This is a genomic window from Pedobacter folensis, assembly GCF_056490665.1.
In genome coordinates this window covers 2,181,320-2,207,533 of record NZ_JBWJIF010000001.1, presented here as the reverse complement: position 1 = coordinate 2,207,533, position 26,214 = coordinate 2,181,320, and the positions used below count along the sequence as shown (strand labels likewise).

17 protein-coding genes are annotated in these 26,214 nt (G+C 40.0%); 4 read left to right on the top strand and 13 right to left on the bottom strand.

Annotation, left to right across the window (positions count from 1 at the left end; genetic code table 11):
- Nucleotides 1-512: 512 nt before the first annotated feature.
- On the top strand, nucleotides 513-1,493 hold the full coding sequence (locus AC04QZ_RS08540; RefSeq protein ID WP_086547398.1) for an acyl-ACP desaturase: 981 nt from the start codon (nucleotides 513-515) through the stop codon (nucleotides 1,491-1,493).
- A 205-nt stretch (nucleotides 1,494-1,698) separates the two neighbouring features.
- Here the strand turns inward: AC04QZ_RS08540 and AC04QZ_RS08535 are convergent, their stop codons facing one another.
- The 4 genes from AC04QZ_RS08535 to pafA all read right to left on the bottom strand — a co-directional run bounded on the left by AC04QZ_RS08535 (nucleotide 1,699) and on the right by pafA (nucleotide 8,919).
- On the bottom strand, nucleotides 1,699-2,559 hold the full coding sequence (locus tag AC04QZ_RS08535) for an MBL fold metallo-hydrolase (protein WP_478357410.1): 861 nt from the start codon (nucleotides 2,557-2,559) through the stop codon (nucleotides 1,699-1,701).
- Between the two features lie 60 nt (nucleotides 2,560-2,619).
- Nucleotides 2,620-6,009 carry a methylmalonyl-CoA mutase family protein gene (locus AC04QZ_RS08530; protein WP_478357409.1) on the bottom strand — a complete coding sequence of 1,130 codons (3,390 nt, stop codon included), beginning with the start codon at nucleotides 6,007-6,009 and terminating at the stop codon, nucleotides 2,620-2,622.
- Nucleotides 6,010-6,139: 130 nt separating this feature from the next.
- Nucleotides 6,140-6,508, bottom strand: coding sequence for a VOC family protein (locus tag AC04QZ_RS08525; protein ID WP_086547396.1), 369 nt, complete (start codon nucleotides 6,506-6,508; stop codon nucleotides 6,140-6,142).
- 752 nt (nucleotides 6,509-7,260) lie between these two features.
- Complete coding sequence (pafA, locus tag AC04QZ_RS08520) at nucleotides 7,261-8,919, bottom strand: alkaline phosphatase PafA (protein ID WP_478357408.1); 1,659 nt, start codon at nucleotides 8,917-8,919, stop codon at nucleotides 7,261-7,263.
- A 398-nt stretch (nucleotides 8,920-9,317) separates the two neighbouring features.
- On the opposite strand from pafA, the gene AC04QZ_RS08515 reads away from it, so the two are divergent.
- Nucleotides 9,318-10,934: a DUF3472 domain-containing protein gene (locus tag AC04QZ_RS08515; RefSeq protein ID WP_478357407.1), complete on the top strand. Its 1,617-nt coding sequence runs from the start codon at nucleotides 9,318-9,320 to the stop codon at nucleotides 10,932-10,934.
- Between the two features lie 43 nt (nucleotides 10,935-10,977).
- Here the strand turns inward: AC04QZ_RS08515 and AC04QZ_RS08510 are convergent, their stop codons facing one another.
- The 9 genes from AC04QZ_RS08510 to AC04QZ_RS08470 all read right to left on the bottom strand — a co-directional run bounded on the left by AC04QZ_RS08510 (nucleotide 10,978) and on the right by AC04QZ_RS08470 (nucleotide 24,349).
- Complete coding sequence (locus AC04QZ_RS08510) at nucleotides 10,978-12,267, bottom strand: bifunctional folylpolyglutamate synthase/dihydrofolate synthase (RefSeq protein ID WP_478357406.1); 1,290 nt, start codon at nucleotides 12,265-12,267, stop codon at nucleotides 10,978-10,980.
- A gap of 265 nt (nucleotides 12,268-12,532) precedes the next feature.
- Nucleotides 12,533-13,372, bottom strand: a complete 840-nt coding sequence (locus tag AC04QZ_RS08505) for an energy transducer TonB (protein WP_086547391.1) — start codon at nucleotides 13,370-13,372, stop codon at nucleotides 12,533-12,535.
- Nucleotides 13,372-13,773 carry an ExbD/TolR family protein gene (locus AC04QZ_RS08500; RefSeq protein WP_025144642.1) on the bottom strand — a complete coding sequence of 134 codons (402 nt, stop codon included), beginning with the start codon at nucleotides 13,771-13,773 and terminating at the stop codon, nucleotides 13,372-13,374. Before AC04QZ_RS08500 ends, AC04QZ_RS08505 begins: the two co-directional genes overlap by 1 nt.
- Nucleotides 13,773-14,477: a MotA/TolQ/ExbB proton channel family protein gene (locus tag AC04QZ_RS08495; RefSeq protein WP_086547390.1), complete on the bottom strand. Its 705-nt coding sequence runs from the start codon at nucleotides 14,475-14,477 to the stop codon at nucleotides 13,773-13,775. The genes AC04QZ_RS08500 and AC04QZ_RS08495 overlap by 1 nt, the downstream gene beginning before the upstream one ends.
- Nucleotides 14,477-16,165 (bottom strand): HU domain-containing protein, encoded by a 1,689-nt coding sequence (locus tag AC04QZ_RS08490; RefSeq protein WP_478357405.1) that lies wholly within the window; start codon nucleotides 16,163-16,165, stop codon nucleotides 14,477-14,479. Before AC04QZ_RS08490 ends, AC04QZ_RS08495 begins: the two co-directional genes overlap by 1 nt.
- Nucleotides 16,166-16,729: 564 nt before the next feature.
- Nucleotides 16,730-18,355, bottom strand: a complete 1,626-nt coding sequence (locus AC04QZ_RS08485) for a LamG-like jellyroll fold domain-containing protein (RefSeq protein WP_478357404.1) — start codon at nucleotides 18,353-18,355, stop codon at nucleotides 16,730-16,732.
- An 85-nt stretch (nucleotides 18,356-18,440) separates the two neighbouring features.
- Nucleotides 18,441-20,078, bottom strand: a complete 1,638-nt coding sequence (locus AC04QZ_RS08480; protein WP_478357403.1) for a SusD/RagB family nutrient-binding outer membrane lipoprotein — start codon at nucleotides 20,076-20,078, stop codon at nucleotides 18,441-18,443.
- A gap of 17 nt (nucleotides 20,079-20,095) precedes the next feature.
- Complete coding sequence (locus AC04QZ_RS08475; RefSeq protein ID WP_478357402.1) at nucleotides 20,096-23,209, bottom strand: SusC/RagA family TonB-linked outer membrane protein; 3,114 nt, start codon at nucleotides 23,207-23,209, stop codon at nucleotides 20,096-20,098.
- A 231-nt stretch (nucleotides 23,210-23,440) separates the two neighbouring features.
- Nucleotides 23,441-24,349 carry an ROK family protein gene (locus tag AC04QZ_RS08470; RefSeq protein ID WP_478357401.1) on the bottom strand — a complete coding sequence of 303 codons (909 nt, stop codon included), beginning with the start codon at nucleotides 24,347-24,349 and terminating at the stop codon, nucleotides 23,441-23,443.
- A gap of 142 nt (nucleotides 24,350-24,491) precedes the next feature.
- Here AC04QZ_RS08470 and AC04QZ_RS08465 point away from each other — a divergent pair, with 142 nt between their 5' ends.
- Together AC04QZ_RS08465 and AC04QZ_RS08460 are read left to right on the top strand one after the other, a co-directional pair.
- Nucleotides 24,492-25,133, top strand: coding sequence for an RNA polymerase sigma-70 factor (locus AC04QZ_RS08465; RefSeq protein WP_478357399.1), 642 nt, complete (start codon nucleotides 24,492-24,494; stop codon nucleotides 25,131-25,133).
- 46 nt (nucleotides 25,134-25,179) lie between these two features.
- Nucleotides 25,180-26,193: a FecR family protein gene (locus tag AC04QZ_RS08460; RefSeq protein ID WP_478357398.1), complete on the top strand. Its 1,014-nt coding sequence runs from the start codon at nucleotides 25,180-25,182 to the stop codon at nucleotides 26,191-26,193.
- Nucleotides 26,194-26,214 lie beyond the last annotated feature (21 nt).

The following is a 26,214-nucleotide window of genomic DNA, read 5'->3' as shown; positions in this document are numbered from 1 at the left end:
AAAATCCCTTTTGGTTACAGCTATATTGTTGATCACACAGCTATCCAAAAGGATTGCAGCGGACAGCAGGACAGGACCCAGCCTACATGGTGCAGGAATTGCGCTCCAAAAACTTCGAAATGCATGGCTATGGTTTTAAATCTCGTTTGCAAACCTGTAAGCCTAAATCGTTATTTCTACCATATTAAGCTGTTAAGGATTTGGATAACATGTTTCTTAATGTCCTAAATTACTTAATGATAAAAGGAATTATAACAGGGCTTATTTCAACCATTAAGCTGTTAGGGTAATTAAGTGATTGGATGTCCTTAATGTTACGTTCCAAATCGTCAGATATTTAATCATCTGGATGATGCTACCATGTGAGTTAAACTATGCTTTTAACCTATTAAAGCGGGATGTTGATAATTTAGAGCTCTTTTAAAACTCATTTAATGCTAAATATGTTAATATCACAAGGTTTGCTGTAATATTTGGTTATCTTTGTTGTTAACAATATATAAACAAAAGTAATGAGTTTTTTTGCAGATAAAAGAAGGGAAGTAATGGTGCATATAGAAAAGTATATGCTGGAGATGATGGATACCTATCTAAAACCAATTGATACTAACTGGCAACCGTCTGATTTTCTTCCTGATTCTACTAGCGAAACATTTTATCAAGATATTAGAATTTTAAGGGATAATGCAAAGGATCTTTCTTACGATCTTGTAGCTGTATTAATAGGTGATACGATCACTGAAGAAGCATTACCTACATACGAATCGTGGTTGGCCATGGTGCAGGGACCAAGCATGAAGGAAGACGGCGGCTGGATGAAATGGAACAGACACTGGACTGCAGAAGAAAACCGTCATGGTGATTTATTGAATAAATATTTATACCTGTCGGGCCGTGTAGATATGCGCCAGATGGAAATTTCTACTCAATACCTGATTGCTGATGGTTTCGATATTGGTACCGGTCATGATCCTTACCGCAACTTTATTTACACTTCTTTCCAGGAGATGGCCACTAACATTTCACACAGAAGGGTAGCCTCTTTAGCAAAAAAAGACGGCGATACTTTATTGTCCAGAATGTGTGGTGTAATTGCATCGGATGAAGCCAGACATGCAAAAGCTTATAAAGATTTCATGAACCGTATTTTTGAGGTTGACCCTAATGAAGCGATGTTGGCTTTTGAAGATATGATGCGCCAGAAAATTGTAATGCCAGCGCATTTCTTACGCGAGGTAGGTTTGAAAATAGGTCAAACATTTGGTCACTTTACTGATGCTGCGCAACGTTTAGGTGTTTATACCGCGATTGATTATGTTGAGATTATGCAACAGTTGATTGAAGATTGGAAAATTGAGGGGATGCGTGATTTAAATGAAGCTGGTGAAAAAGCCCGCGATTATATTATGGCTTTACCTTCGCGTTTATTACGTGTTGCTGAGCGCATGAAAAACCCAACTATAGATTATAAATTTAGCTGGATTGCCGGATAAGAGCAATTGATAGATATATGGAAGCCCCGATGTAAAATCAGGGCTTTTTTTGTTGATTAAATATCCCTATAAGTAAGATTCGTCACCCCTGTACCGAACCTTCGGGATCAGGGTCTATCTTGCAAGAAAGATGCTGAAATAAATTCAGCATGACGATCGCATTAAATAGGAGAACTAAAATCTTTAGAATTGAAATATTGAATTATCAATAAACATCCCCCTGTTTCGCAATATTAAATCCATTTTTAAAAACCTGTTTTTGTGTAGGTAAATCCCAAAGTAAAGGGTTGGTATGATTGAAGTGGATTAAGAAAATTTTATGTTTAATGGCACCATCTTCTTTATCAAATAAGCCTTCTGTTTCGGTTACCAGTGGATGTGGTACTTCTGAAATAGGTCGATTACCGAGTTCGGCATTGGTATAAAATGTAGCATCGAGCATAGCTACATCCACTTTTTTTACTTCTTCAATAATACTTTTGTCCCATTTGCTCCATTTATCAATATCAGGGATGAAAAGATACTTCTTTGCAGGTGTTTCTATCTTAAAACCAGCTGTTTCCGAAAATTCGTCGCGATGAGGAACAGTAAATGCGGTGATCTTATTTTCTGCTATGGCAAGGGGATTATTTGCCTTCAGTTCGATAAGGTTGATGTTTTTTAAGGAAACCAATTGGCTCCATGGGCCGTTTTCTGTTAAAAAAGATTTGAATTTGGAGAGTACATACACATTTAGATTGCGTGTGGCCATTACCTCCCTGCCGAATTCCATGAGGCCTGTGTAATGACCAATGTGAGCATGTGTAAGAAATACGCCTTCTGGTAAATAAGGATAAGTTTCATTCGTTTTTTTTCTAAAATCCTGAAGCTGTGCCTTAATATCAGGTGTTGCTTCAAAAAGCCACCATTTTTTGGTTTTAGGATCTACCAAAGCAAGTGAAACCACATTTCTTCTTAACTTTTCATCTTTCCAGGCCATTTTACAGCAGTTTTTCTGACAACCCATGTGTGGGTAGCCACCATCCTGGGCCACACCTAATACCATAATAAATGATGACTCGGGCATTTTCTGAGCCGAGGCTTGGATCGCAAAGCCAAGTATAAAGATTAATAATATTGCCCTCATTTACATATTTCTTCTATACTGACCGCCAACTTCGTAAAGCGCTTTGCTAATTTGTCCTAACGAACATATTTTACATACTTCCATGAGCTGCTCGAAAATATTATCGCCTGCTATGGCCGATTTTTGAAGTTGTTTTAAAAGATCTGCTGCACGGTCTGCGTTACGATCCTGAAATTTTTGCAATGCCGAAATCTGGTATTGTTTTTCATCTTCTGTAGCGCGTATTACTTCTCCCGGAACAATAGTCGGTGAGCCATTCTTGTTTAAAAAAGTATTCACACCAACAATCGGATATTCGCCTGTGTGTTTAAGTGTTTCGTAATACAAGCTTTCTTCCTGAATTTTTCCACGTTGATACATCGTTTCCATAGCACCTAAAACGCCGCCACGATCGTTGATGCGTTTGAATTCGGCAAGCACAGCATCTTCTACCAGATCGGTTAATTCTTCAATAATAAAGGCGCCCTGTAATGGGTTCTCGTTTTTGGCCAGTCCCAGTTCTCTGTTAATGATCAATTGAATAGCCATCGCTCTCCTAACAGATTCTTCTGTAGGAGTAGTAATGGCCTCATCGTAGGCATTGGTGTGTAATGAATTACAGTTATCGTATATCGCATAGAGTGCCTGTAAAGTGGTACGGATATCATTAAAATCGATTTCCTGTGCATGTAAGGAACGGCCAGAAGTTTGGATATGGTATTTAAGCTTCTGTGATCGATCGTTTCCTTTGTATTTATTCTTAATGGCTTTAGCCCATATTCTTCTGGCTACGCGACCAATAACGGCATATTCCGGGTCGATACCGTTAGAGAAGAAAAAAGATAAATTAGGGGCGAAATCATCGATATGCATGCCCCTGCTTAAATAATATTCAACAAAGGTAAATCCATTGCTGAGGGTAAAGGCCAGCTGCGAAATGGGGTTAGCACCTGCTTCGGCAATATGATAGCCGGAAATGGACACCGAATAAAAATTCCTTACTTTTTCATCAATAAAGTATTTCTGGATATCGCCCATCATCCTCAGCGCAAACTCGGTAGAGAAGATACAGGTATTCTGTGCCTGGTCTTCTTTTAAAATATCGGCCTGAACAGTGCCTCTAACCGAACTGATGGCTTTGGTCCTGATCTTCGCATAAATATCGGCTGGTAAAACCTGATCGCCGGTAACACCTAAAAGCATCAGACCTAAACCATCGTTTCCTTCGGGTAAAGTACCGTTGTATGACGGTCTTGGTATATTTTTCGCCTGATAGATGGCATCAATTTTAGCCTCAACTTCTTTGGTTAAATCATTTTCGATAATGTATCTCTCACATTGCTGATCGATGGCGGCATTCATGAAAAAGCCTAATAACATTGGGGCCGGACCGTTAATGGTCATGGATACAGAGGTTGATGGCGCACATAAATCAAAACCCGAATAGAGTTTTTTAGCATCATCCAAAGTGGCAATACTTACACCCGAGTTTCCGATTTTTCCATAAATATCGGGGCGGATATGCGGATCTTCTCCATAAAGCGTAACAGAATCAAAAGCGGTTGATAAGCGATGTGCGGGCTGACCTAAAGAAACATAGTGAAAACGTTTATTCGTTCTTTCAGGGCCACCTTCTCCTGCGAACATCCGTGTCGGATCTTCTCCTTCTCTTTTTAGCGGGAATACACCTGCTGCATAGGGGAATTCGCCCGGAAGATTTTCGGTTAACAGCCACCTTAATATATCTCCCCAATCTTCATACCTCGGCAAAGAGACTTTTGGTATATTCAGCTTTGAAAGTGATTCGTAAAATAAGGGTTGTTTAATCTCTTTATCGCGGACTTTATAAATGAAAAATTCTTCCTTGTATGCCCTTTTGGTATCCGGCCATTGACGCAATAAACGTTTGCATTCGCCATCTAACTGTTCTTCGAAAAAAGCATAAACCCCCTCTAAATCTCCCCCTGCTGAGGAGACTTTTGATTTGTCAGGTAAATTTGCCTCACTTAACAGATCAATTACACCTTTCAGTTGGTACATTTTGCGGGCAATTGTTGCCTGTTTATCTACCCATTCGTTATACATCTGGCTTGCTTCGGCAATTTCTGCCAAATAGCGGATGCGATCGGGAGGGATGATGTAAATCTTCTCTGACTGATCTGAAGTGAGTTCCATTTTGGCCTTAAAATCAGTTCCGGTTTTTACCTTGATCTGCTCCATTAAGGCCACAAACAGGTTATTCATGCCCGGATCGTTAAACTGCGAAGCCATGGTGCCATAAACCGGAATTTCATCATCCTTGGCGTCGAAAATATTATGGTTGCGCTTGTATTGTTTGCGTACATCACGTAAAGCATCCAAAGCACCTCTTTTATCAAATTTGTTAATGGCCACCAGATCGGCAAAATCAAGCATGTCGATTTTTTCAAGTTGTGTTGCTGCACCAAATTCAGGCGTCATTACGTATAAGGATACATCACAATGCTCGGTAATTTCGGTATCGGATTGGCCAATGCCTGAGGTTTCTACAATAATTAAATCGTAACCTGCCGCTTTGCAGATATCGATACTTTCCTGTACGTTTTTAGATAGTGCAAGGTTTGCCTGCCGGGTAGCTAAGGAGCGCATGTAAACCCTCGGGTTATTGATGGCATTCATCCGGATCCGATCGCCCAATAATGCACCCCCGGTTTTCCTTTTTGAAGGATCAACGGAGATAATGGCTAAGGTTTTATCTTTCACTTCTACCAGAAAACGACGTACCAATTCATCTACCAATGATGATTTTCCTGCCCCACCGGTTCCGGTGATACCTAAAATAGGAGCAGTGTTATTTTTGGAAAGTTTCTTTAATTCATCAACAAATTTCTGGGCACCTTCAGGATCATTTTCTGCAACCGTAATGGCTCCGGCAATGGCTTTGATATCTTTTGCAGGAATGGTTTCGAGCTCGTTGGTGATGCTGGCTTTGGTCATGAAATCGGTTTGTGCGAGCATATCATTGATCATGCCCTGTAAACCCATCTTGCGCCCGTCATCTGGAGAGTATATTTTAGAAATTCCGTAGGCCTGGAGTTCTTCAATTTCTGAAGGTAAAATTACACCACCGCCACCTGCAAATATTTTGATGTGGCCTGATCCTCTTTCCTGCAGGAGATCGTACATGTATTTGAAATACTCAATGTGTCCGCCCTGATAAGAAGTCATTGCAATACCCTGAACATCTTCCTGAATGGCACAATTTACCACTTCATCAACTGACCGGTTATGGCCGAGGTGGATAACTTCAGCCCCTGAAGACTGGAGGATACGACGCATGATATTAATGGTTGCATCGTGCCCATCGAAAAGAGAAGCAGCGGTTACAAAACGGATTTTATTTTTAGGCTTATAGATTTCTACTTGTTGCATACTATGGGATTTTAGGGGTCGGTATGCGCTCATTACCGATCCTTGTTTCCAAATATATTTGGTACGCAAATGTACTAAAATAAGCAGCTTAAACAGCGAATACCCTATACCGTTATGGCTTTTGGTTCAGCTATAAATCTCGCCCGAATTGCAGTAAATAACCGTTATTGTCGTAAATGGCAAACTCTCTCATGCCAAATTCGAAATCTTCAAGCGGGTAACAAACTTCGCAGGTATCTTTTAAACTTTCCCAGAGGCTTTCTACTTCGTTTGTTTTGATATAAAGTGAGCCGCTCATAATCGGTTTGGGGATATTGTGGTGCACATTAGGGATACAGAACATTATTTCTATACCATCTTTCTGGAGACTTAACCAGCTCAGGTCATCGAATTTTGCAGCACAGCTGAAATTTAAAATTTCAGTATAGAATTTTAATGTTGCCGGCATATCATGCGACTCGAGCATGGGGGTAAGTTTGGTTGCGGTGTATGTTGCCATGATCTAAAATAGGGAAAATGGTTTAATATTTTTAGCATGTATACATTTGAGGATATGTAAGAAATAATTAGATTAACATTTATTAATAATGAATTAATTTTTAGCTTCTAGTCCAGGTCGATCGTCATGCTGAATTTATTTCAGCATCTTTTTTGGTATTAAAAATATCTAGTCCAAAAAGAACTAACGTTTACGAAAAGTATTAATTTTTCCGCTCTCTGCCGCGGGGGCATGGTAGTTTTTCGCAGATCATGATGTTTTATTTGTGCTCAAGACCCGATTTTCATCGGGGTTGGAGCGCCAAAGTACCCAAAGCGCTTTGTCAATCCGGCAATGTGGCTTCTCACTGTCCCAGGCTCATCAAAAAAACAGCAGCACTTCGTTTAATCAGGAATTGTTTTTATTTTCTTTGGTCTGATTGAGCCCTTCGGGCTTTGTGTTCAATACATTTTAAAAGCAGAGAATCATCATTATTGAACACAAAACCACTGTGTTTAAGGTTTGGTGGTGCAATTTGTTCTATTCTGTAACTGTTTTTTTGATTTTTCTGCCACTTGGGATTGACGACGTTCTTTGGTAAAGTCTGAACTTTATTAACGTTGGTTAGCAAAATGCATAAAAAACAATCAAAAGATGCGTCCACACCATAGGGACGCAGTCGGGATTCCTCCACGCGATGAGAATACTTTTTAAGGACCTATCACTTTTGCTTTAAAACAAAAAAACTATGCCGGTGGGCATAGTTTTTCGAATTATTTATTGGTAATCTCTGTGATCGGTTCTCCAACAGTACCATTTGGCATTTGAATATGGAGTAGTGCCGCCAGGGTAGGCGCAATATCGGTCATGTAATGTGTTTTATTAGATGCTCCGGCTTTGATCCCCCAGCCCATAAAAACCAATGGGATATGCGAATCGTAGGGGTTCCAGTTTCCGTGCGTAGTACCTGTGCTACCACCATTAAACCAGTTTGGGGCTAGTACATAATAAATATCACCACTTCTACGGGCATTGTATCCGTTTGTAATCATTTTTTTCTGGATTTCCTGAATGGTAGATTGTGATATTTTAGCAATATCAACTGCATTCTGGAAACCGTCTAATCTTTTTAAGAATTCTACCGATGCCGATTTAATTACATCGAAACTCACATTCCCTTTGTCAGTTTTGTCATGATCGAAAATGATCTGGTTATTCATCGATTTTAAAACAATATTGTTAACCTTAAATTTATCATTTAAATAAGCATTTAATTTGTTTGCAATATCTCTATCGCTCACTACGCCTGAAGGTAATTTATTCTCCTGCATAAATCCAGGAACATGGGCAGCACCGTGGTCGGCAGTTAAAAATACGGTATAGTTTCCTTTACCTACTTTTTTATCCAGGTAATTGAAAAACTCCTCGAAGTCTTTATCTAAACGTAAATAGGTATCTTCTGCTTCGACTGAATTCGGACCGTAAGCATGACCAACATAATCGGTAGATGAACAGCTTACTGCCAGAAAATCGGTAATGTTATCCTGTCCTAAATCTTCAGAAAGAATGGCCAATTTGGCCAGGTCTAAAGTGATGGTGTTACCGTAAGGTGTACTTCTGATGGCATCGAAGTTTTTATCAATGTTTTGGGTAAGCTGGTGAGGGAAGGTACTCGCTTTTCCTTCGTAAGCTTTCTCATCTGCAGTGCTGTTTACATAAGTATTCATTGGATACAATGTTTCCCAGTTTTTTGCATAAAACTTATTGGCTAATTTCAGCTTATTGTAATCAGCAATCCAGGTGGGTACTTCTTTCATATAATAAGTACTGGTAATCCAGTTTCCGGTGCTGCCTTGATACCAATATGCCGCATTTGCCGCGTGGCCAGCCGGAAGGATCGAACCCCTGTCTTTTAATGAAATGCCGATTACTTTACCTCTAAAATTTGTAGCTAACCTCAATTCATCAGTAATGGTGGTGGTTAACATATTTTTAGGCGACATATTCCCTTCTGATGAAGGTGTACTGCCAACAGTAGATGCAGAAGAATCTTCAGTACAATATACATTCTTTTTAGTTTCAGGATCATACCAGTCGTTGCCGATAATACCATGAACCGCCGGAACCGAACCCGTATAGATACAGGTATGGCCACATGCAGTATAAGTTGGGGTATAGGGAATAAATGTATTTTCTACAGAAAAACCCTCATTTATTAATCTTTTAAAACCACCGTTGCTATAGCGGTTATAATAGCGGTATAGATAATCCCAGCGCATTTGGTCAACCACTAAGCCAACCACCAGTTTAGGACGGGCAACTTCGGCAGGGAATGCTTTAGCAGTTGCTGTGGCAGGTTTTTTAGTTTGGGCTGAGGAAAGCGAAATCGAAAAAATAGAAATGGTAAAGATTAGACAGGATATTTTCTTCATTGTGTTTTAGTTAAAGGGCTAAAGTAATAACTTTTAAGTGAAGATATTTTGAAGTTTATGTAAAGATTTAGAAACTATTGCAATATTGATAGGCTAATCGGATATGTAGTATTAATTACGCGCAAACGTTTGCCTTATTGATACAAGTCAGAAAGCGGTTAATTGGTTCAATACTTTGAATTTGAAGGGTAAAAATCATATAATTCGGATTAGGTGCCTCATTTTTAGGTTGTTAAAATAATTATTTCAGGTCTAAAAGGGCAGTCAATCGTTTGTGTAGACAAAAAATAATATCAGCATAGTTTTATGAGTAGTTTTAATAACCAAATACATTCCTAACCTAATCTAAAAAAATTATGAAACCATTTACTTTTTTTTCCTGGTCGTTAACGGCTTGGATGATGCTATTATTTTCCATGATGTCTTGTCAAAAGAACATTATTGCTGAAAATCCCCAATTATCAATACCCAAAATGAGTTCGGTGAATGCAGCTCTTGTCAGCGGAGAAAACGCTGCTCCATCAGAACATCTTTATTTTTCTTTTCCGTCTGATGCTATTGCCAAAATACATAAAATAAAAATTACACAATCTGCCAATGCCGAATATTTTTCTGTACATAATTATTCGGGTGGCTATGCAGGCTTACAGCAAACACCTGATAATTCCTTTGGAACACCAAACATCCTTATTTCCTCATTATGGGATCCGAATACTGCTGGCGGGATCTATTCTGAAGTGGCTTATACAGGCCCACAAACCATTAGCAGTCGGTTTGGAGGAGAAGGTGATGGATATAAAACAATTAATCCATACCAATGGGCGCTTAACACCTGGTACAATATAGCCTTAAGGGCATGGAAACGTGATGGGAAATTATATATAGGCACTTTTATCCAAAATCAATCGAGTGGTGTCTGGTTTCATACCAGTACATTGGCTATTCCTGAGCGCACCACCTTTCTGGGTTCGGGTAACGATGCGTTTTTAGAAAACTGGGTTGGAACTAATCCTGATTATGATGGAAGATATGTTAGAAAGGCATTTTTTAAAGATTGCTGGAACTTAAGCACAAGCAATACCTGGGTGAAACATACCAGCAGAAGTTTTAGTGCCAATGCTGGAGATGAAGGTAGAAACGGGATTTACGACAGGGCTTTTAATTCAGGTTATGATACTACTGAAGATGCTTATTTTATGGAACATGGAGGAAATACACAACCTAGTGCCGCTTTTGGTACAGGACGCACATTAAGCCTTCCGGCACAAAGCAACCAAGGCACTGCACCTACATTAACCATTGGAGAAGTACAATCTGCAACGGCTGTTGCCAGTGGTAATACGGTTACCGTAAACTGGGTAAACAATCAGCTCAAAAGTCCGCAACTTTCTTCAAAAATAGAATTACTAAATTCATCAGGTGGAGTAGTTAGTACGGTAAATGAGGTATTGCCTCAAAAAAGATCCGTAACCATTTCCAGTACCCTAGGAACAGGTAGTTATTCGGTTAGAATTACCCTTACAGATATTTTTAACCAGAATTCAACACCACTAACAGTGCCGGTTACCAATGGCATTTCAGCCAGTACATGGTATAAAATAAAAAATGCATCAAGCGGACTTTACCTCGCCATAGAAAATAACAGCACAGCTAATAGTGCCTTTTTAGTTCAAAGTACCAGTGCTACCGGCAATGGCCAGAAGTGGCAATTTAATACGCAGGGAACAAGTTATGTTATTGTTAATGCCAACAGCACTAAAGCATTGGATATTTCAGGAGGGGTACAGGCATTAAATGGGAACATCATTCAGTATACCGTTACAAATGGAGCAAATCAAAAATGGAATTTAATTCCTGTTGGCGCCAATAAATATGTAATTCAAAGTAATCTTTCGAATCATTATGTTCTTGACAATCCGGGTAGTGGTACAAGCAGTGGTACTAAGATTGTTCAGTATAGTATGAATGGTACTTCGGGATCATCAAATCAGCAATGGCTACTGGAAGCACAGTAGTTTAATTATAAGCAAAGGAGATGATGGTATTGATCTCCTTTGCTTATATCGCTTCGGCTACCACAAACGTACTTCCACCAATAAAAACCAAATCTTTTGGATCGGCTGATTGAATGGCCTTTTCTTTGGCCTCGGCTACCGAAGCATAACTGCTTCCAATTAAATTAAATGTTGCCGCCTGTTCTTTAAGTTCATCAGCTGCTAAACCGCGTTCTAAATCTGGTTTGCAAAAATAGTAAGTCGCATTTTTTGGCATTAAGGATAAAACTTTCGAAATATCTTTGTCCTTTACCATTCCAAAAACAATGTGCAGGTTTTGATAAGTGGTTTGCGCGATGTTTTTAATTACCTCGGTAATGCCCGCTTCATTATGGCCGGTATCGCAGATAACTAAAGGATTTTTAGCCAAAGTTTGCCAGCGTCCCTGTAAACCGGTTTGCTTTTTAACCTGACTTATCCCTTTGTATATTGCATTTTGGTCGATTTTAATACCTGTTTTTTCGTTCAGCACAGCCAGCGTTTCTAAAACCGTTAAAATATTTTTATGCTGATAAACCCCGGTAAGATCGCTCTGAAGATTTTTGTATTTGATTTCATCTTTCTGATATACGGATAAGGAAAGTTTATTGTTCCTGATTTTAAAATCTTTCGCGGTTAATACAGCATCGGCAAAAACAATGGGTGCAGCTTGCGATTTAGCTTTGTTTATAAATACAGGAGCAGATTCTTCCTGTGTTTCGCCAATAACGACTGGGATATTCTTTTTAATAATACCTGCCTTTTCGCCGGCAATTTCTGCCAGAGTATTGCCCAGCATGTTCATGTGGTCGAGACTGATATTGGTAATCACCGAAATTTGCGGGGTAATGATGTTGGTCGAATCTAATCTTCCGCCTAAACCCACTTCGATTACCGCCACATCTACCTCGTGTTTAGCAAAATGATCGAATGCCATGGCCACAGTAACTTCGAAAAAAGAAGGCTCCGTTTTTTCGATCAGTTTTTGCTGATCTTTTACGAACGACACGACTTCAGTTTTGCTCATCATTTTTCCGTTGATGCGGATGCGTTCGCGGAAATCTTTTAAGTGGGGAGAAGTGTATAGTCCTGTTTTGTATCCCTGCGCCTGCAATACCGAAGCCAGCATGTGTGATGTGGATCCTTTTCCATTGGTACCCGCCACATGGATGCTTTTAAATTTATCCTGTGGATTATCCAAAGCCTCACAAAGAATAATGGTATTGGTTAAATCTTTTTTGAAAGCAGATGCGCCAACGCGGGTAAACATCGGGAGTTTACTGTATAAAAAATCAAGCGTTTGTTGGTAGTTCATAATAAGCATCAAATATAAGTTGACTGGAGTTATTATGAAACGAAATGAGGAGATTTCTTCCGAAGTTTTGGCTGGTTGTTTTGGGGGAAACTTCTGAGATCTTTAAATGATTTTGATGGTCTGTGAGGACACAGACCATGGATTGTAGTGAGTTTATCGTCAGGCTAATCCTATAACTAACAGATTTATGTTATTAGCTGTTTGTTTTAAAGGGTGACGATAATAATAAAAATGGTCTGTTGGGACACAGACCTTTTTTATTTTTTTATTTCACTTTGAAGTTGAATATCACAATTCCGGTTTGTACATCAGGAGCTGATTCTAATTTGTTTAAACTTGCGCCTAATACCGCCTGCTCACATTTTCTCCAGAGGGTTAAATCAGATAGGGTAGTGCCTTTTGCTCCTGCACGGGCCTGGACCACTTTACCGTTTTTATCTACACGAATTTGAACAGCAATTTTACCTGCGCTTTGTCCGTCATCCTGAATTCTAGGGATATCGATAAATTTTCTGCTCGCCAATGATAACTGTACATTGCCATTTCCGGAACCACCTTCGCCATAATTTGATGCTAACGGATCGCCATCTTTATCGCCCTGGTTGCCTGGTGTTTTTCCGGTTCCATCTCCCTGACCCTGGCCAGTATTCTTTTTGCCTTTGTAAAGTGCGTTTTGGTTAATTACCGGTTTGGCCGGTTTATCTTCCGTAACCGGGGTTGGTGCCGCTGTGGTTGGTTTTGTAGGTTTGGTGTTTACCGCAATGGCATCTTCCGTATTTTGTGTTTGTACTTCTTTGTCGCTGCTTTGGGTAGATGTGGTTGGGGTAACTTTTTCTTCTGGCGTTACCTTTTCAGGTGGTTTGCCATTCGCATTTGGATCTGCCGATGGTTCTTCAATACTCGTATAATCATCGCCCATACCTTCAGCAGAAGTTCCATAATTTACAACCATACCACCCATACCTACTTCTTCAGGTGGCTGGAAAGAACCAATCACAATAAAAAAGCTGATCAACAATAAAAAGCCCATAATTCCGCTTGCTATGGCAATGGCCTTAGGGTAATTATTTTCCTCGTTAGGTACGTTTTGTGCTTTGTAGTTCATTATTTTTTAGGCTCAACGGCTACAACAAGTTTTAATTTTAATTTATTGGCAATATCGTTTACCACAAATCCATCCTGATATGTCACATTGCGCGATACATATAAAAGAATGGTCATATCTGGTGCCAGTTTTTGGTATGATGCCAAAGTTGGCTCTAATTCTTCAATGCTCACTGGTTTTTTTTCAACGAAATATTTAAGGTTTTCGTCTATCGTAACCGTAACTGCTTTCTTGGCGGTAGATTGCTGCCCGCTTGATGATTGCGGCAATAATAATTTAACCACCGTAGGATTTACCACGGCAGAGGCCAATAAGAAAAACAACATCAGGAAGAACATAATATCGTTCAACGCTGAAGTATGTACTTCTACCGATCCTTTTGTTCTTTTGCGTAAATTCATTATTTGCCTGGTTCTTCTAGTAAATCAATAAAATCAATTGCATCGGTTTCCATTTTAAGAATGATTTTTTCAACCATAATGTTTAAAATGTGATACAGTACGTAAGCGATAATACCGATAATTAATCCGGTTGCAGAAGTAATCATTTTGGTATATAAACCACCAGAAATCGTACCGATTTCAATTGCACCTTTTATGGATACCTGGTGGAAAATCGTAATAACCCCCACAATGGTACCTACGAAACCAAGCATTGGCGCAATACCTGCAACAATACCCAATATACTGATGTTCTTCTCTAATTTAGAAACCTCTAATTTACCCACATTTTCAATCGCACCTTCAATGTCTTTAATTGGGCGACCAATGCGTTTTAAACCTTTTTGCAACATGCGCGAAAGCGGAGAGTTATTGTTTCTTAAAAGCGACATTGCGCCCTCTAAATTTCCGGATTGGATATAAGACCTGATCTGCCCCATTAGGTTCGATTCGTCTTTAGTTGCTTTTTTAATGGTTAAGTAACGTTCAACAAAAATAATCAAAGCTAAAAAAGCGAGGAAGGCCAATGGAATCATTACCCAGCCGCCTTTAAAAAGCAGATCGATAAAATGTAATTCTGGTTGTGGTTGTGTTACTGCCTGGTTAACCGCATTTGCGGTGTCTTGTAATGCTTGTGTGGTGTCCTGAATTAATAAAGTTATCATTATGGTTGTGTGTTGTTAGATTTTTGTTGTACGAAATATCCTTTTCCTTTTAGTTTTTTCTGTAAAATATCTTTCTGTTCTTTAGCTTCTTTTTCAGTTGTAAAACTCGCTATACTTACCTTTTTTAAACGGCCGGGTACTTTTGCGATTTCAGCATTTAAACCGATTTTTTCCATTTGTTTAATAAATATCATTGCTTTTTTCTCTGATTGAAAAGACGCTGCAATAACGTAAAACGTAGAAGGACCAGGGTTTGGTACAATTTTATTTTCTTTTGGTGTTTCTACAATAGGTTTAACCGCAGGTTTTGCCGCTACTTTTTTAAGGGTATCTGCTTTTTTCTGAACCTGATTGGCTTTTAAAATGCTATCTGTTTTGGCTATTGAATCCTGTTTAGCTTGTAAGGTATCGATAACAACCTTTGGCGAATCGACAATTGCTTGTTCCTGTTTTACAGGCGCTGTTGTTTCACCGGTGAATAATTCGGGCTTAACCAGATAGGTTATCGCTGCAATAACCACCAAGGCCAAAACGGCAATGGTAATCATCAGCCAGGTAGACATTCCTTGCCGCGTTTCATCCCCATGTTCAATTGGATCATGGCCAAAACGGTTTGGGTGCTCAGCATGCTGCTCTTTTATAAACGCTGGCGCCTCAATTACTGGCTCTTCTTTTTTAGCTTCGTCTTCTAAATTGATGTATGTTTTTGGTTCCTCTGATTCCGACCTCAGCGAGAAACGGCCTGGGTGTTCACTTTGCGGGATAACCGTTTCTGGGACTTCTACTGTATTGGCTTCTTCAGATGCAGCAGTATTTTCTGCAACATTTGTTTCATCTTGTGCATCGTCTGATTCTGGTGTTTCAATAGCAGGATGTTCAGTCGCGATATTTTCAACTTCCGGTGCAGGTATTTCTACTTCATCAACAGTATTTGCTATTTCTTCTTCCTCAGTTGGTGTTTCAGCCGATTCAGGTGTTTCAATCGCATGTTGTTCGGCAGCAATATTTTCTACCTCCGATTCTGGCGTATGACCAAAACGGTTTGGATGTTCTTCGTGCTGTTCTTTGATAAAATCAGGCGCCTCAGTAATTTCTGCTGCAGCGTTTTCCGTATGCTTTAAAGTGTTTTTAAGATCATCTTTAACTTCATCCAATTCAATATTTTCGATTACCGGGGCCTGGTACGACTTATTTTCAAATGGAGAAGTTACCGCCGGTGCTTCCGCAATTTCATCATAAACTTCTTCCTCTGGTTGGGGTGAATCGGTTTTTGTTTCTTCAACTGCGGTTTCTGCCAATGACGGAAGTCCGTAAAACTCAGAACCATAGTTCATGTTTTTAACCGGTTCGAAACCTAATCCTTGTTCGGTAAAAAATAAGCGGCCGGTATTTTGCAGTTCGGCCTCATGGTTTAGCTCTAATTTTTGATTGACTTCTTCAACAAACCCAGCGATTTGATTACGGGCATCTTCAATTGCAGTATTCGTTTTAGCCGAAATAAAATTGGCTAAAGCATCTTCTTCGGTTACTTCGGCCGAAAACTGCAGCGTATATCCGGGAGGCAAAAACGTTTGTTTTTCCTTATCGTATCTTCCCGGGTATTTCTTTTTATAAAAGGTGCCCAAGCCGGTAATACCAACTTCTTTGCGTTGCTGCAAGAGTTCTAACAGGTATGATAAGATATCCATTCGGGTAAAATTAAGCGTTTAAAATTAAAAATTATATTCTACCTTCAAATAGTGTCTATGGGTGCTATTACACATCCTATTCCAATAAAGAGACAAAAACGAGTACAGTTTTGTTATTTTAGTTATGAAAAAAATCATAGTTTTTTAAACCTATAGCTGTATCCGTGCAAAGATAACGGTTACAAAGATAGAAATGGTATGCTAGTAAGCAAATGGCTAAATCGATATAATATCTAATTTGAAGCTAAAACCTAAGCCATAGAAACGCTTTACGATAGAAAAGCGTATGTTGAAAACGAAAAAGGGGAATTTAAAAGCGGCTGTATCATGAAACAAAAACAATTCAGATCTGTCTCGTTGAGCTGATAAAGTATGTAGGCTTGCCTCGTGTAGGCTACTATTGATAGATTAAATAGAAAGGTCGTCATTGCGGGGAGGAACAACAGAGCAATCTTTTATGCTTGCGAGCCCCTGCTATAAGGATTGCTTCATCAAATGAAAAATTGGCTTCGCAATGACGACCTCTTCTTAGGTTTTTTGGTAATTAACAATTATGAAAAGCGCCTATAAACAAGGAACGGTAGTAGACCAATCGGTACTCTCCATATTAAGTAAGCTTGCAGTGTGCCCGTGCCCGGTTGCATCAGCAATGGTGGTTCCGGTGTCTTCGTCAAATTTCCAATAGGCCTCCAAGTTGGTACTGCTTGCACTTACACTACATTTGTTGGCAGAAATTGCCGACTGTGCCAGTGCCGATTTCCAAACCCGCATTTCATCAAACTGACCATTGAAACCTCTGTTGGCATCCCAGCTTCTCGAAATCTGGAACGTACCATTGGCAGCAATAGTACCAGTTGCGCTCATGCTGGCATCTAAAGTTCCATTGATGTAGATTTTCATGGTCGAGCCATCGTATGTAGCCGCAATATGATACCAGGTATTGGCACTTAGGGCTGTCGCTGAATTTAGTTTTTTAGGTGTTGCACCACCTGTATTCAATACAAACTGTACTTTATTATTGGCTAAGGAAGCATCACCTAAACGGAGCAAAGCCACATTGGCGTCGCTCACTTCAATACCCATAATGGTTGAGATATTTGGCGCAGTAGCTTTAAAAGCGCTTGGTTTAACCCAGGCTTCGTAAGTTAAGCTGGTACCGGCAAGATTGAAAGTATTCGAATTTAAATATTCATTTGTGCCGTCGAAAACCAATGAACGGTTTCCAGCTGCTGGTGGTGTACCTCCATTTCCATCGATACAGTTTGCTTTTACGGCAGTTGCAGAACCATACAAAACGTTAGACATGGCCGATAATTTGGTTTGAGAGTTGTTGGCGACATTATAAACCATTGCACTGGCCAAACCATTATTTTTTACATAAGTGGCTACTGCTGCCTGATCGCTATTACCCAAATCAGTACCTAAGCCCAATTTACTTTTGGGTACACCAGCATTAATGTAAGGCTGTAAACGACCCGCATAATTGGTAGAAAAGTAAGTTTGCTCAAATACATAATCTAAAATATCGCCCAGTTTTTGGTTGTTATAAGTAGACGTAAAATAATTGGCCTGATTGAATGCAGCCATGGTAATCAGTTTGTCGGCACCCATACGTGCCCTCAACGCTGCAGCTGCCAGCACGAGCGAACCATCATTTGCAGTACAGGCAGAATACTCATCATCAATATCAATTCCATCTAAGCCATATTGCTGTACGGCATTGGCACATTGAATGGCAAAGGCATCAGCCTGGGCATAGGTGGTAAAACAGCCCCAGCCTGCATTTTGGTGATTCCCAAGTACATCGAGCACTACTTTTATGCCTAGTGATTTAAGATAAGCTACCTTACCCGAATTTAAAGTTTCCTGTACCTGCGGATTGAAGTATAGGGTAGGTGTGCCATTTACTGAATTGATATTCGCCGCAAAAATAACAGAAACACCAAATAACTGACTTGCTGAAGTTCCGTAGGTATAACAACCCGGATTTACAAAATTGTTACTGTTAACCTCCACGTAGGCGGTCATGAATGGAGCGGTTAATGCCAGGGCAGAAGCATTGGTTGCAGCCCGGGCTGTACTTTTGGAATTTAATTGGTTGTCTTCTCTTTCAGAATTGGCTTTTTTACAAGCGTACAACAAGGCGAAAGCTGTTAACAGCAATACGCCGAAAACGGTTAGTTTTCTCATAGGTTTAAAAATTTTGGTTAGAAATAGGTTTTTATAAAAACGGTAGGACAACTTACGTCATCCTACCGGGTAATGCTTGGGGCGATTAGAAATTCGGTTTATCGATATCCCACCATAATCTGGTACCGCCATTGTCTGGTCCGCCTAAAAGGCCAACCGCTTTAACAACCTCGGCGCTGTTACCATTTCCGTATTCAGTTGATGGAAATGGTAATCTTCTGATCTGGGTTTGGGTATTGATACTTCCTGCACTGTTATTATTGGCTACTGCAAATAATTTAGGGTAACCTGTACGTCTGTATTCACTCCAGGCTTCCTGTCCGTCAGGGAAAATAGCCAGCCATTTTTGTGTAATAATGCGCTCTAATTTTAGTTCATTGGTAGATGTAGGGTCCCATTTTACGGTTATTGTACTTACGGCTGCAGCATTGTTTCCGGCATTTTTTGGATCTACATAGGCTGTAGGTTTACTGGTTGCATCTGCTAAATAACTTCCTGCAGCTACGCTCCATTGCTGTAAAGAGGTGGTAATTCCGGTTTCATAATTGGTTTGTGCATCTCCTGCACCTGTCCAGCCACGTAAAGCAGCCTCCGCCTTTAAAAACCAAACTTCAGCAGCAGTCATTAAAATTTGTGGTGCTTTTTGTCCGATAGGCGATTTGGCATTATCTGTTGAGTTTAAAGTAGAATAAGTTTTATAACCTGCTTTACCCAGACCATTAAATGAGGTGTTTGCACCCGATCTGATTCCTATATATTGACCCGTAAATAAAGGATCGGTAGCAGGTCTGGCATAAACCGGTAAGCGCGGATCGTTATAACCCACCAGATACGTTTGCAAAGCTGCACCTAAGGCATTATCACCATCGTAAGCAACGGTAACCACCCATAAGTCGTTGTCTCTTGTACCCGATTGTGCTACCGCTGCATTATCTGCTGCAGTAGTTAATAAACCGCCAGGTGCACTTAAAGCTTTTTCGGCCTGAAGTTTAGCCGTCGCCGCGTCAGCCTTTACAATACGTGTAGCCAAGCGTAAACGTAAAGAGTTGGCTAATTTTAACCATTTAACCGGATCGCCAGCATAGATTAAATCGCCCTTATCAAAAAAAGACGTTTTACCAGGATTGGCAGCAATATAGGCCTGTAAGTTATTGGCTGCTGTATCGATCTGTTTAAAAAAGGCATTATAAACCGTTTTCTGATCTTCATAAGGTGTAGATACCAAAGAAGAACCTGCCGTAGTATATGGAATCGGGCCAAATTTATCTGTTACCCTGCTCATGGCCATTACCTGAACCAAAAGGGCAATTCCCCAGGCTTCAGGCGATTTGGTTTTTACCTCGCTCTGGCCGATTTTAGAAATCGGAGCCATTACATAATTATACTGATCGTTAAAACCGGCACTGTTCCAGCCATCATTTAGCGAATAATTCATGTTGTTGATCCCGCCACCGAAAGGTGTAGGTGCCATCATGTAACCACTAAAAGCATCGGCACTGAGGTTTTGTGCAATCTGATAGTTGTGAAAAATTTCTTGCTCTATTGGACCAATTGCCGATTTTAAAAGCGCAGTAGTCTGCTCAGGTGAAAGTGCCGTTGGGTTGGTGTTAAAATCTTCAAAGTTTTTTGTACATCCAAAATTTAAGGACATCAAAGATGCCAGCAAAACAGCAGACAATCCTTTAATCCCGTTATTGGAGGATTTATGATATATAGTTTTCATGTTGTTTTTGAATAGAGTTAAAATGATAAATTTAGATTGAAGCCTAAACTGCGTGTTGCAGGCTGGTTAAAAACATCTACACCAGATAAACCATTGCCGGTAGACATGGTGATTTCAGGATCGAAAGGCGCCTTTTTATAGAAATAAAACAGGTTTCTGCCAGTAACCGAAAATTTAACACTTTTAAACGTTTTGCCGGTTAACGGGAGAGTATAACCTAAAGCAGCTTCTCTTAAACGGACCACTGTAGCGCTATAAATATATTCGCCAGATACACCCGATCTGCCACCCACAAAAGAATAGTAAGCTTGTGGATTAACCGTTGTAGATACTGCGTTACCTTTTGTATCTACACCATCAATTTTAACGCCGCCTTGAGCCCTGGCATTACCAGTTGCTTCAGATACACCTGCTTCGTCCATTAAGGCTTCGGTAAGTGATAATACCTGACCGCCGAATTTACCATCAACTAAGAAACTTAAGCTGAAATCTTTATAATTGAAACTGTTATTCCATCCCAGTTGGAATTTTGGGTTTGGATTGCCTACGTAGTTAAATTCTTTACTTTTTAGCGGTGTATAGGGCGAAGCAGTTGTTCCATCTCCACCTAATATGATGCGGTTTTGTGCATCTCTTTGTAAAGTATAGCTATAAATATCACCGTAAGAACCACCCACTTTTAGCCTCGAAATATAAGAGGTATTGCCTGCGCCTGTTAAATCTACACTGTTAATTTTATCAGCAGAAGCGATATCGATGATTTTATTCCTGTTTAACGAACCGTTTATTGAGGTATTCCAGTTCAGTCCATCGCCTTTAACAACATCAGCACCTAAAATAAACTGGAAACCTTTGTTCTCTACATTACCTGCATTCAGATAGCCTGTTGATACCAACGAGGAAGGAGGTGCCACTACAGGGATATACTGGTTTTTGGTATTGGTTTTATAATAGGTAAAGCTGAAATTGATTCTGTTTGACAGGAAACGTAAATCGGTACCCACCTCAAATGATTTTGTTCTTTCAGGTTTTAACTCCCTGAAAGCAGCATTGGTGTTGAAATTTAATGCACCATCTGATTTTAAGGTATTTTGAATAAACGTAAGGTATGGCGGAACGGTATTTCCAACTTCTGCATAAGTTCCCCTTAATTTGGCGTAAGTAATGGCCTCAGGAAGTTTGAACATCTGCGAAACAATGAATGATAAACCAACTGATGGATAGAAATAAGAATCGTTTGGTGTATACGATAAGTTAGAAGACCAATCGTTTCTGCCTGTTACCGTTAAGAATGCCCAGTCTTTATACGAGATATTGGCGTTACCAAATACGGCCTGTAGCTGGCTGTGATTTGGAACAATTGGCACTACATTGCTTAAGGTATTTCCGGTAAAGGTACCTGGAAGGGCAACGATGGTGTTAGCAGGCGAGAAGAAATCAACCGCCGAAAGGTTGCCACCTAAAGATAAACCTGACGTTTTCTGGTCGTTAATGCTTCCACCGATCAATCCATTCACTTTAAAATCAGAACCACCCATTGGAATGGTAATGTTGGCAATCGCATCTACATATTTTTGTACATAGGTTTGGTTGCTCTGTGCAAAATAACCTGTTCCGGTAGAGTTGAAATTGGTTGCAATACCCGAGTATCTGCGGTTTTCATAATCATCCGTAGTACGATCCATATTTCCCCTTACCTGTACATTTAACCATGGTGCAACATCATATTTAACGCTTCCGCTCAATAAGAAACGGTTACGCACTGATGTATTCGGATTTAAATTGGTTAACCACCATGGGTTTTGGTTAATATCAGCAGCGCCACCCAGCCAGTTTTGGCGTGCTCCACCTGTATTGCCAGCCAATAAATACTGATCTTTATAAGGGGTAATATCAACGCCTCTGGGGAAAAGATATAAACCTAATAACGGATTTAAATACAAACCTAAAGAAGGACTGTTGTTGATGCGTTGATTGATGTAGTTCACACTTCCATCTACCGTTAATTTGTTATCGAAAAACTTAGCTGTTTCGCGAAGGTTTAAGTTGTTCCGGTTTAACTTATTGCCTGGCTGAATGCCACTGGCGTAGGTGTTGGAATAAGAAAAATACGTTTGCGCCATTTCCGATCCGCCAGAAAGATTTATCGCATTCGAGGTGTTAATTCCCGTTTTGAAAAAATCTTTTAAATTATCGGTCGTATTGCTGATTCCACCACCCCAGCTATCTCTCGTTGTGGTAGATGCAGGTCCGTAACTGTTCTGGAACTTTGGCTCGTAAGCAATATTATCAATGGTCACACCTGATGAAAAACCAATTTCGGCTTTTCCTGCCTTACCTTGTTTGGTGGTAATTAAAATTACACCATTCTGTGCCTGGCTACCGTAAAGGGCTGCGGCTGATGCACCTTCTAAAACAGTGATGCTGGCAATATCATCAGGATTAAGGTTAGAGATACCATCACCACCATCCTGACCACCACCGAACACGCTGTTCTGCTGGCCATTTGCGTTTCCATTATTGCTGATTGGAACCCCATCAATCACATATAAGGGTTGGTTATTGCCACTTACCGAACGGCTTCCCCTCAAAATTACCTTTGCCGAACCACCAACACCCGATGCACTTGGACTAATGGTTAAACCTGCAACCTTTCCATTTAAGGAGTTCATTAAATTTGGACTTTTTACTTTTGACAGTTCATCGCCCGATACCTGTTGTGTATTGTAGGTTAAAGATTTCTCTGATCTTTTTACCCCTAAAGCAGTTACCACAACCGTTTCGAGGTTTTTAGAATCACTGCCTAAAGTAACATCAATGGTGCTTTGTGTGCCTACGGTAACCTCTTTGCTCTGGTAACCGATAAACGAAAATACCAAAACATCACCCGCTTTAGCCGGAATACTGTATTGCCCTGAAGTATTGCTTTGGGTTCCGCCTTGGGCACCCTTTATCGTAATGGTTACTCCCGGAAGGGTCGCACCCGTTTCGTCTTTTACTGTTCCTTTAATCACATCCTGATAAACAGAATGGAAAGAAACGGCACGGTTAAAATGATCGTTTGGTGTAGCTGCATACAGGCCTGTGGATGCATAAAGCAATAAGCACGTGAGCTGTAAAGATTTTTTCATATTCATTACGAATAATTTTGAATAAGTATTTGGTTAATTGTTTTTCACCTTAAGGATTCCATCCTGAGGGTTTTATAGATAAGAGTATTTTGCTTACACAAATTGCCTACAAGGAAATTGATTTATTTTATTTTTTTTTGCAGCCACGGAAACACTGAAAACATAGGGCAGGCTTCATCCGATGAAAAATTGGTTTAGCAATGGCGATGCTTCAAGCTCAATCGTCCAAAATCAGATTCTTTCGTTCAAGTTAGCAAGGCCAACTGCCCAACAACCTGCGGCACCAACCAGCGCGGCATCTTCATTTAGCCTGGAGATGTGGATAGGTGTGGTGATGCCCTGCGATTCGAGGTATTTAATCACATTTGGTACAAAACGGCCGGAAGCATTGGCAATGTTACCGCCAATTACAATCGCTTCGGCTGCATAATCCTGTTGAAATTTTTTGAGGAAAAAACCAAGGTGATGGCCAAATTCCGTAAATATTTTCCGTACCGTCGGGTTCTCATCATAAAGCAAGGTCAGTTCGCGAACATTCAGGATATTTAATCCTGTAAGTTCGTAATAGCGTTTCAAAAACCAGCGGGTAGAAAGGTAATCTTCTGCTACACCATTCAAAAAAGGCGAACACCACAGATTGGCATCTGTAATTTTTCCTTCCACACATATGGCACTCCCCAGTCCGGTACCCAATGTAATGCCAATCAGGTTTTGGTAGGCACGGGCTTCGCCTGCAAATACTTCTCCGGCTAAAAAACAAGAGGCATCGTTACTCATCAAAATCTGATCGTGGTTGATCTGCAGTTCACCAGCCAGCAGGTCTTTTACATTTAATCCATAAAAGGCGGCGTACTTATCGTTGCCAGCGATATAGGAGATGCCGTTTTCATAATCGAAAGGCCCGGGCATGGCTATGCCTAAGCGGCCAATTTCTACTCCCGCTTTTTTGTAAGCTATGCTAATGGCATTACACCAGGTATGGATGATCTGCTCTGCCGATGCGTGCGAGTCGACCCGCTCGCGGGTATAAGTGTTTTTAAGGATATTGCGCTGTTGCATATCGAGCAAAGCAGCAGTAATATGTGAGCCCCCGATATCGATTCCAAGCACATATTGCTCGTTATTTATTGTTTTCTGCATCAAAAGTTCTATAAAATAGTTAGTGTATAAGGTAGAACACCATTAACAAGAATCCTTTTTTTTGACAAACTGCCTACAGGCTTAAAATTTTTTTATGATTTTTTTTTAATTACTTTACATTCGATTTACTAAACTAACCAAGTTGAAAGCAGCTAAGCCAGATCTAGTCGTTTTATGGAATAAGATTTGCCTCGAAAGTGATATCAAATCTTTTGAGCAGCTGTATCGCTTTCTGTATAGCCGGTTAATTAAGTTTTCCGTTTATTATGTGGTTGATAAACATGTTGCAGAAGATCTTGTAGCCGAGGTATTTGTAAAATGCTGGGAAAACCGCAGCAACAGTACCCATGTATTAAATCCCGAAAGTTATTTTTTTATCGCGGTTAAAAATCAATCGCTTAAATACCTTAAAAAAAATTCGGCGGTTACGTTTATCGATTTAGTTAATGAAAAGGACAATATTTCAGTATCAACCCATACACCAGAATATATTCTCGAAACTAAGGAACTGCATCAGCAGCTCGACCAGGCCATTGCAGGTTTAGCACCACAGGCGGCTACTGTTTTCAGGCTGATAAAAGAAAGCGGAATGAAGTACAAAGAAGTGGCTGAGCTATTGAATATCTCACCCCGAACGGTACAGACTCAATTGTTCAGGGCCATTGCTAAACTTCGTTTGGTTTTGCAACCATTAAAAGATAGGGGAGCTGATGAAAAAAAACTGGGAAAACTGATCTCCCTGATTATCTTAGCAGGTACGTTATCTTTTTTATATTTTTTGTAGGCAATTTTAACGGAAAAAGGAACATATAATAAAGGACGGAAAAAAAATGACAGATCAAAGATTTACAGAATTGCTTGGAAAACAATTGGCCGGTGAAATTTCACCGGATGAATCTGTTGAACTGAAATCTATTTTAGCTGGAAATAGTTCGCTTAGGGCGGAGTATGAACGGTTACAAACTTATTTTGATGCTGAAGCTGTTGAAGATGAAAATATCAACCTGGTTTTTGACCGGATCAAAACCCGTATTAAAGTTCCTGCTGAATCGGGTTTAACGTTTACCAAAAATAAACCTTACAGCATCTGGTTTAAAATTGCTGCGGTGCTGACTATTATTATTGCAGGGCTATTGGTTTACAATAGAGAAACCATTTTCTTCAATAAAACAGATCAGTTACCCCTAACACAGGTATTAACTAAAGCCGCAGAGGTGAAAACCCTTGTACTCGCTGATGGCTCTACTGTAAAAATCAATTCAGGGAGCAGCTTAAAATATCCCGAACATTTTACGACAGATACAAGGGATGTTTACTTATCTGGTGAGGCGTTTTTTGATGTTAAAAAAGATCCCAAACATCCTTTTATTGTGCATACGGAACAGCTGGCTGTAAAAGTACTGGGTACCGCATTTGATGTTAAAGCTTACCAGAACGATGCTTTTACCGAAACCACCTTAATCAGAGGGAAGGTATCCATCTCCCTTAAAAACAATACTGCACAAACATTTACCCTAAAGCCAAGCGATAAATTTACTTTGGCAGGTGGTAAAGCAAGTATGAGCCAGCTCACTCACTTTAATGGTACAGGACCTGATCGTATATTAGAAACCGCATGGACAAACCACGAGCTCATCTATAAAAACAACAGTTTTGATGAAGTAGCCAAACTGTTTGAGCGTTGGTATGGCATCAAAATAACCTTTAAAGAACCTGAACTTAAGTCAGTAAGATTTACGGGCCATGTAGATAAAGAAACGCTCCCCGAAGCTTTAGAGGTGCTAAAACTGATCGAAAACTTCAATTATTCGATAAAGGGCGAAAATGTATATATCTATCGTTAGCACATACCGTTAAGCCATGTA

Bases quoted from the DNA above. Each gene is read 5' to 3' on its own strand.
- AC04QZ_RS08540 (WP_086547398.1), top strand. From the start codon at position 513: ATGAGTTTTTTTGCAGATAAAAGAAGGGAAGTAATGGTGCATATAGAA.
- AC04QZ_RS08535 (WP_478357410.1), bottom strand. From the start codon at position 2,559: ATGCCCGAGTCATCATTTATTATGGTATTAGGTGTGGCCCAGGATGGT.
- AC04QZ_RS08530 (WP_478357409.1), bottom strand. From the start codon at position 6,009: ATGCAACAAGTAGAAATCTATAAGCCTAAAAATAAAATCCGTTTTGTA.
- AC04QZ_RS08525 (WP_086547396.1), bottom strand. From the start codon at position 6,508: ATGGCAACATACACCGCAACCAAACTTACCCCCATGCTCGAGTCGCAT.
- pafA (WP_478357408.1), bottom strand. From the start codon at position 8,919: ATGAAGAAAATATCCTGTCTAATCTTTACCATTTCTATTTTTTCGATT.
- AC04QZ_RS08515 (WP_478357407.1), top strand. From the start codon at position 9,318: ATGATGCTATTATTTTCCATGATGTCTTGTCAAAAGAACATTATTGCT.
- AC04QZ_RS08510 (WP_478357406.1), bottom strand. From the start codon at position 12,267: ATGAACTACCAACAAACGCTTGATTTTTTATACAGTAAACTCCCGATG.
- AC04QZ_RS08505 (WP_086547391.1), bottom strand. From the start codon at position 13,372: ATGAACTACAAAGCACAAAACGTACCTAACGAGGAAAATAATTACCCT.
- AC04QZ_RS08500 (WP_025144642.1), bottom strand. From the start codon at position 13,773: ATGAATTTACGCAAAAGAACAAAAGGATCGGTAGAAGTACATACTTCA.
- AC04QZ_RS08495 (WP_086547390.1), bottom strand. From the start codon at position 14,477: ATGATAACTTTATTAATTCAGGACACCACACAAGCATTACAAGACACC.
- AC04QZ_RS08490 (WP_478357405.1), bottom strand. From the start codon at position 16,165: ATGGATATCTTATCATACCTGTTAGAACTCTTGCAGCAACGCAAAGAA.
- AC04QZ_RS08485 (WP_478357404.1), bottom strand. From the start codon at position 18,355: ATGAGAAAACTAACCGTTTTCGGCGTATTGCTGTTAACAGCTTTCGCC.
- AC04QZ_RS08480 (WP_478357403.1), bottom strand. From the start codon at position 20,078: ATGAAAACTATATATCATAAATCCTCCAATAACGGGATTAAAGGATTG.
- AC04QZ_RS08475 (WP_478357402.1), bottom strand. From the start codon at position 23,209: ATGAAAAAATCTTTACAGCTCACGTGCTTATTGCTTTATGCATCCACA.
- AC04QZ_RS08470 (WP_478357401.1), bottom strand. From the start codon at position 24,349: ATGCAGAAAACAATAAATAACGAGCAATATGTGCTTGGAATCGATATC.
- AC04QZ_RS08460 (WP_478357398.1), top strand. From the start codon at position 25,180: ATGACAGATCAAAGATTTACAGAATTGCTTGGAAAACAATTGGCCGGT.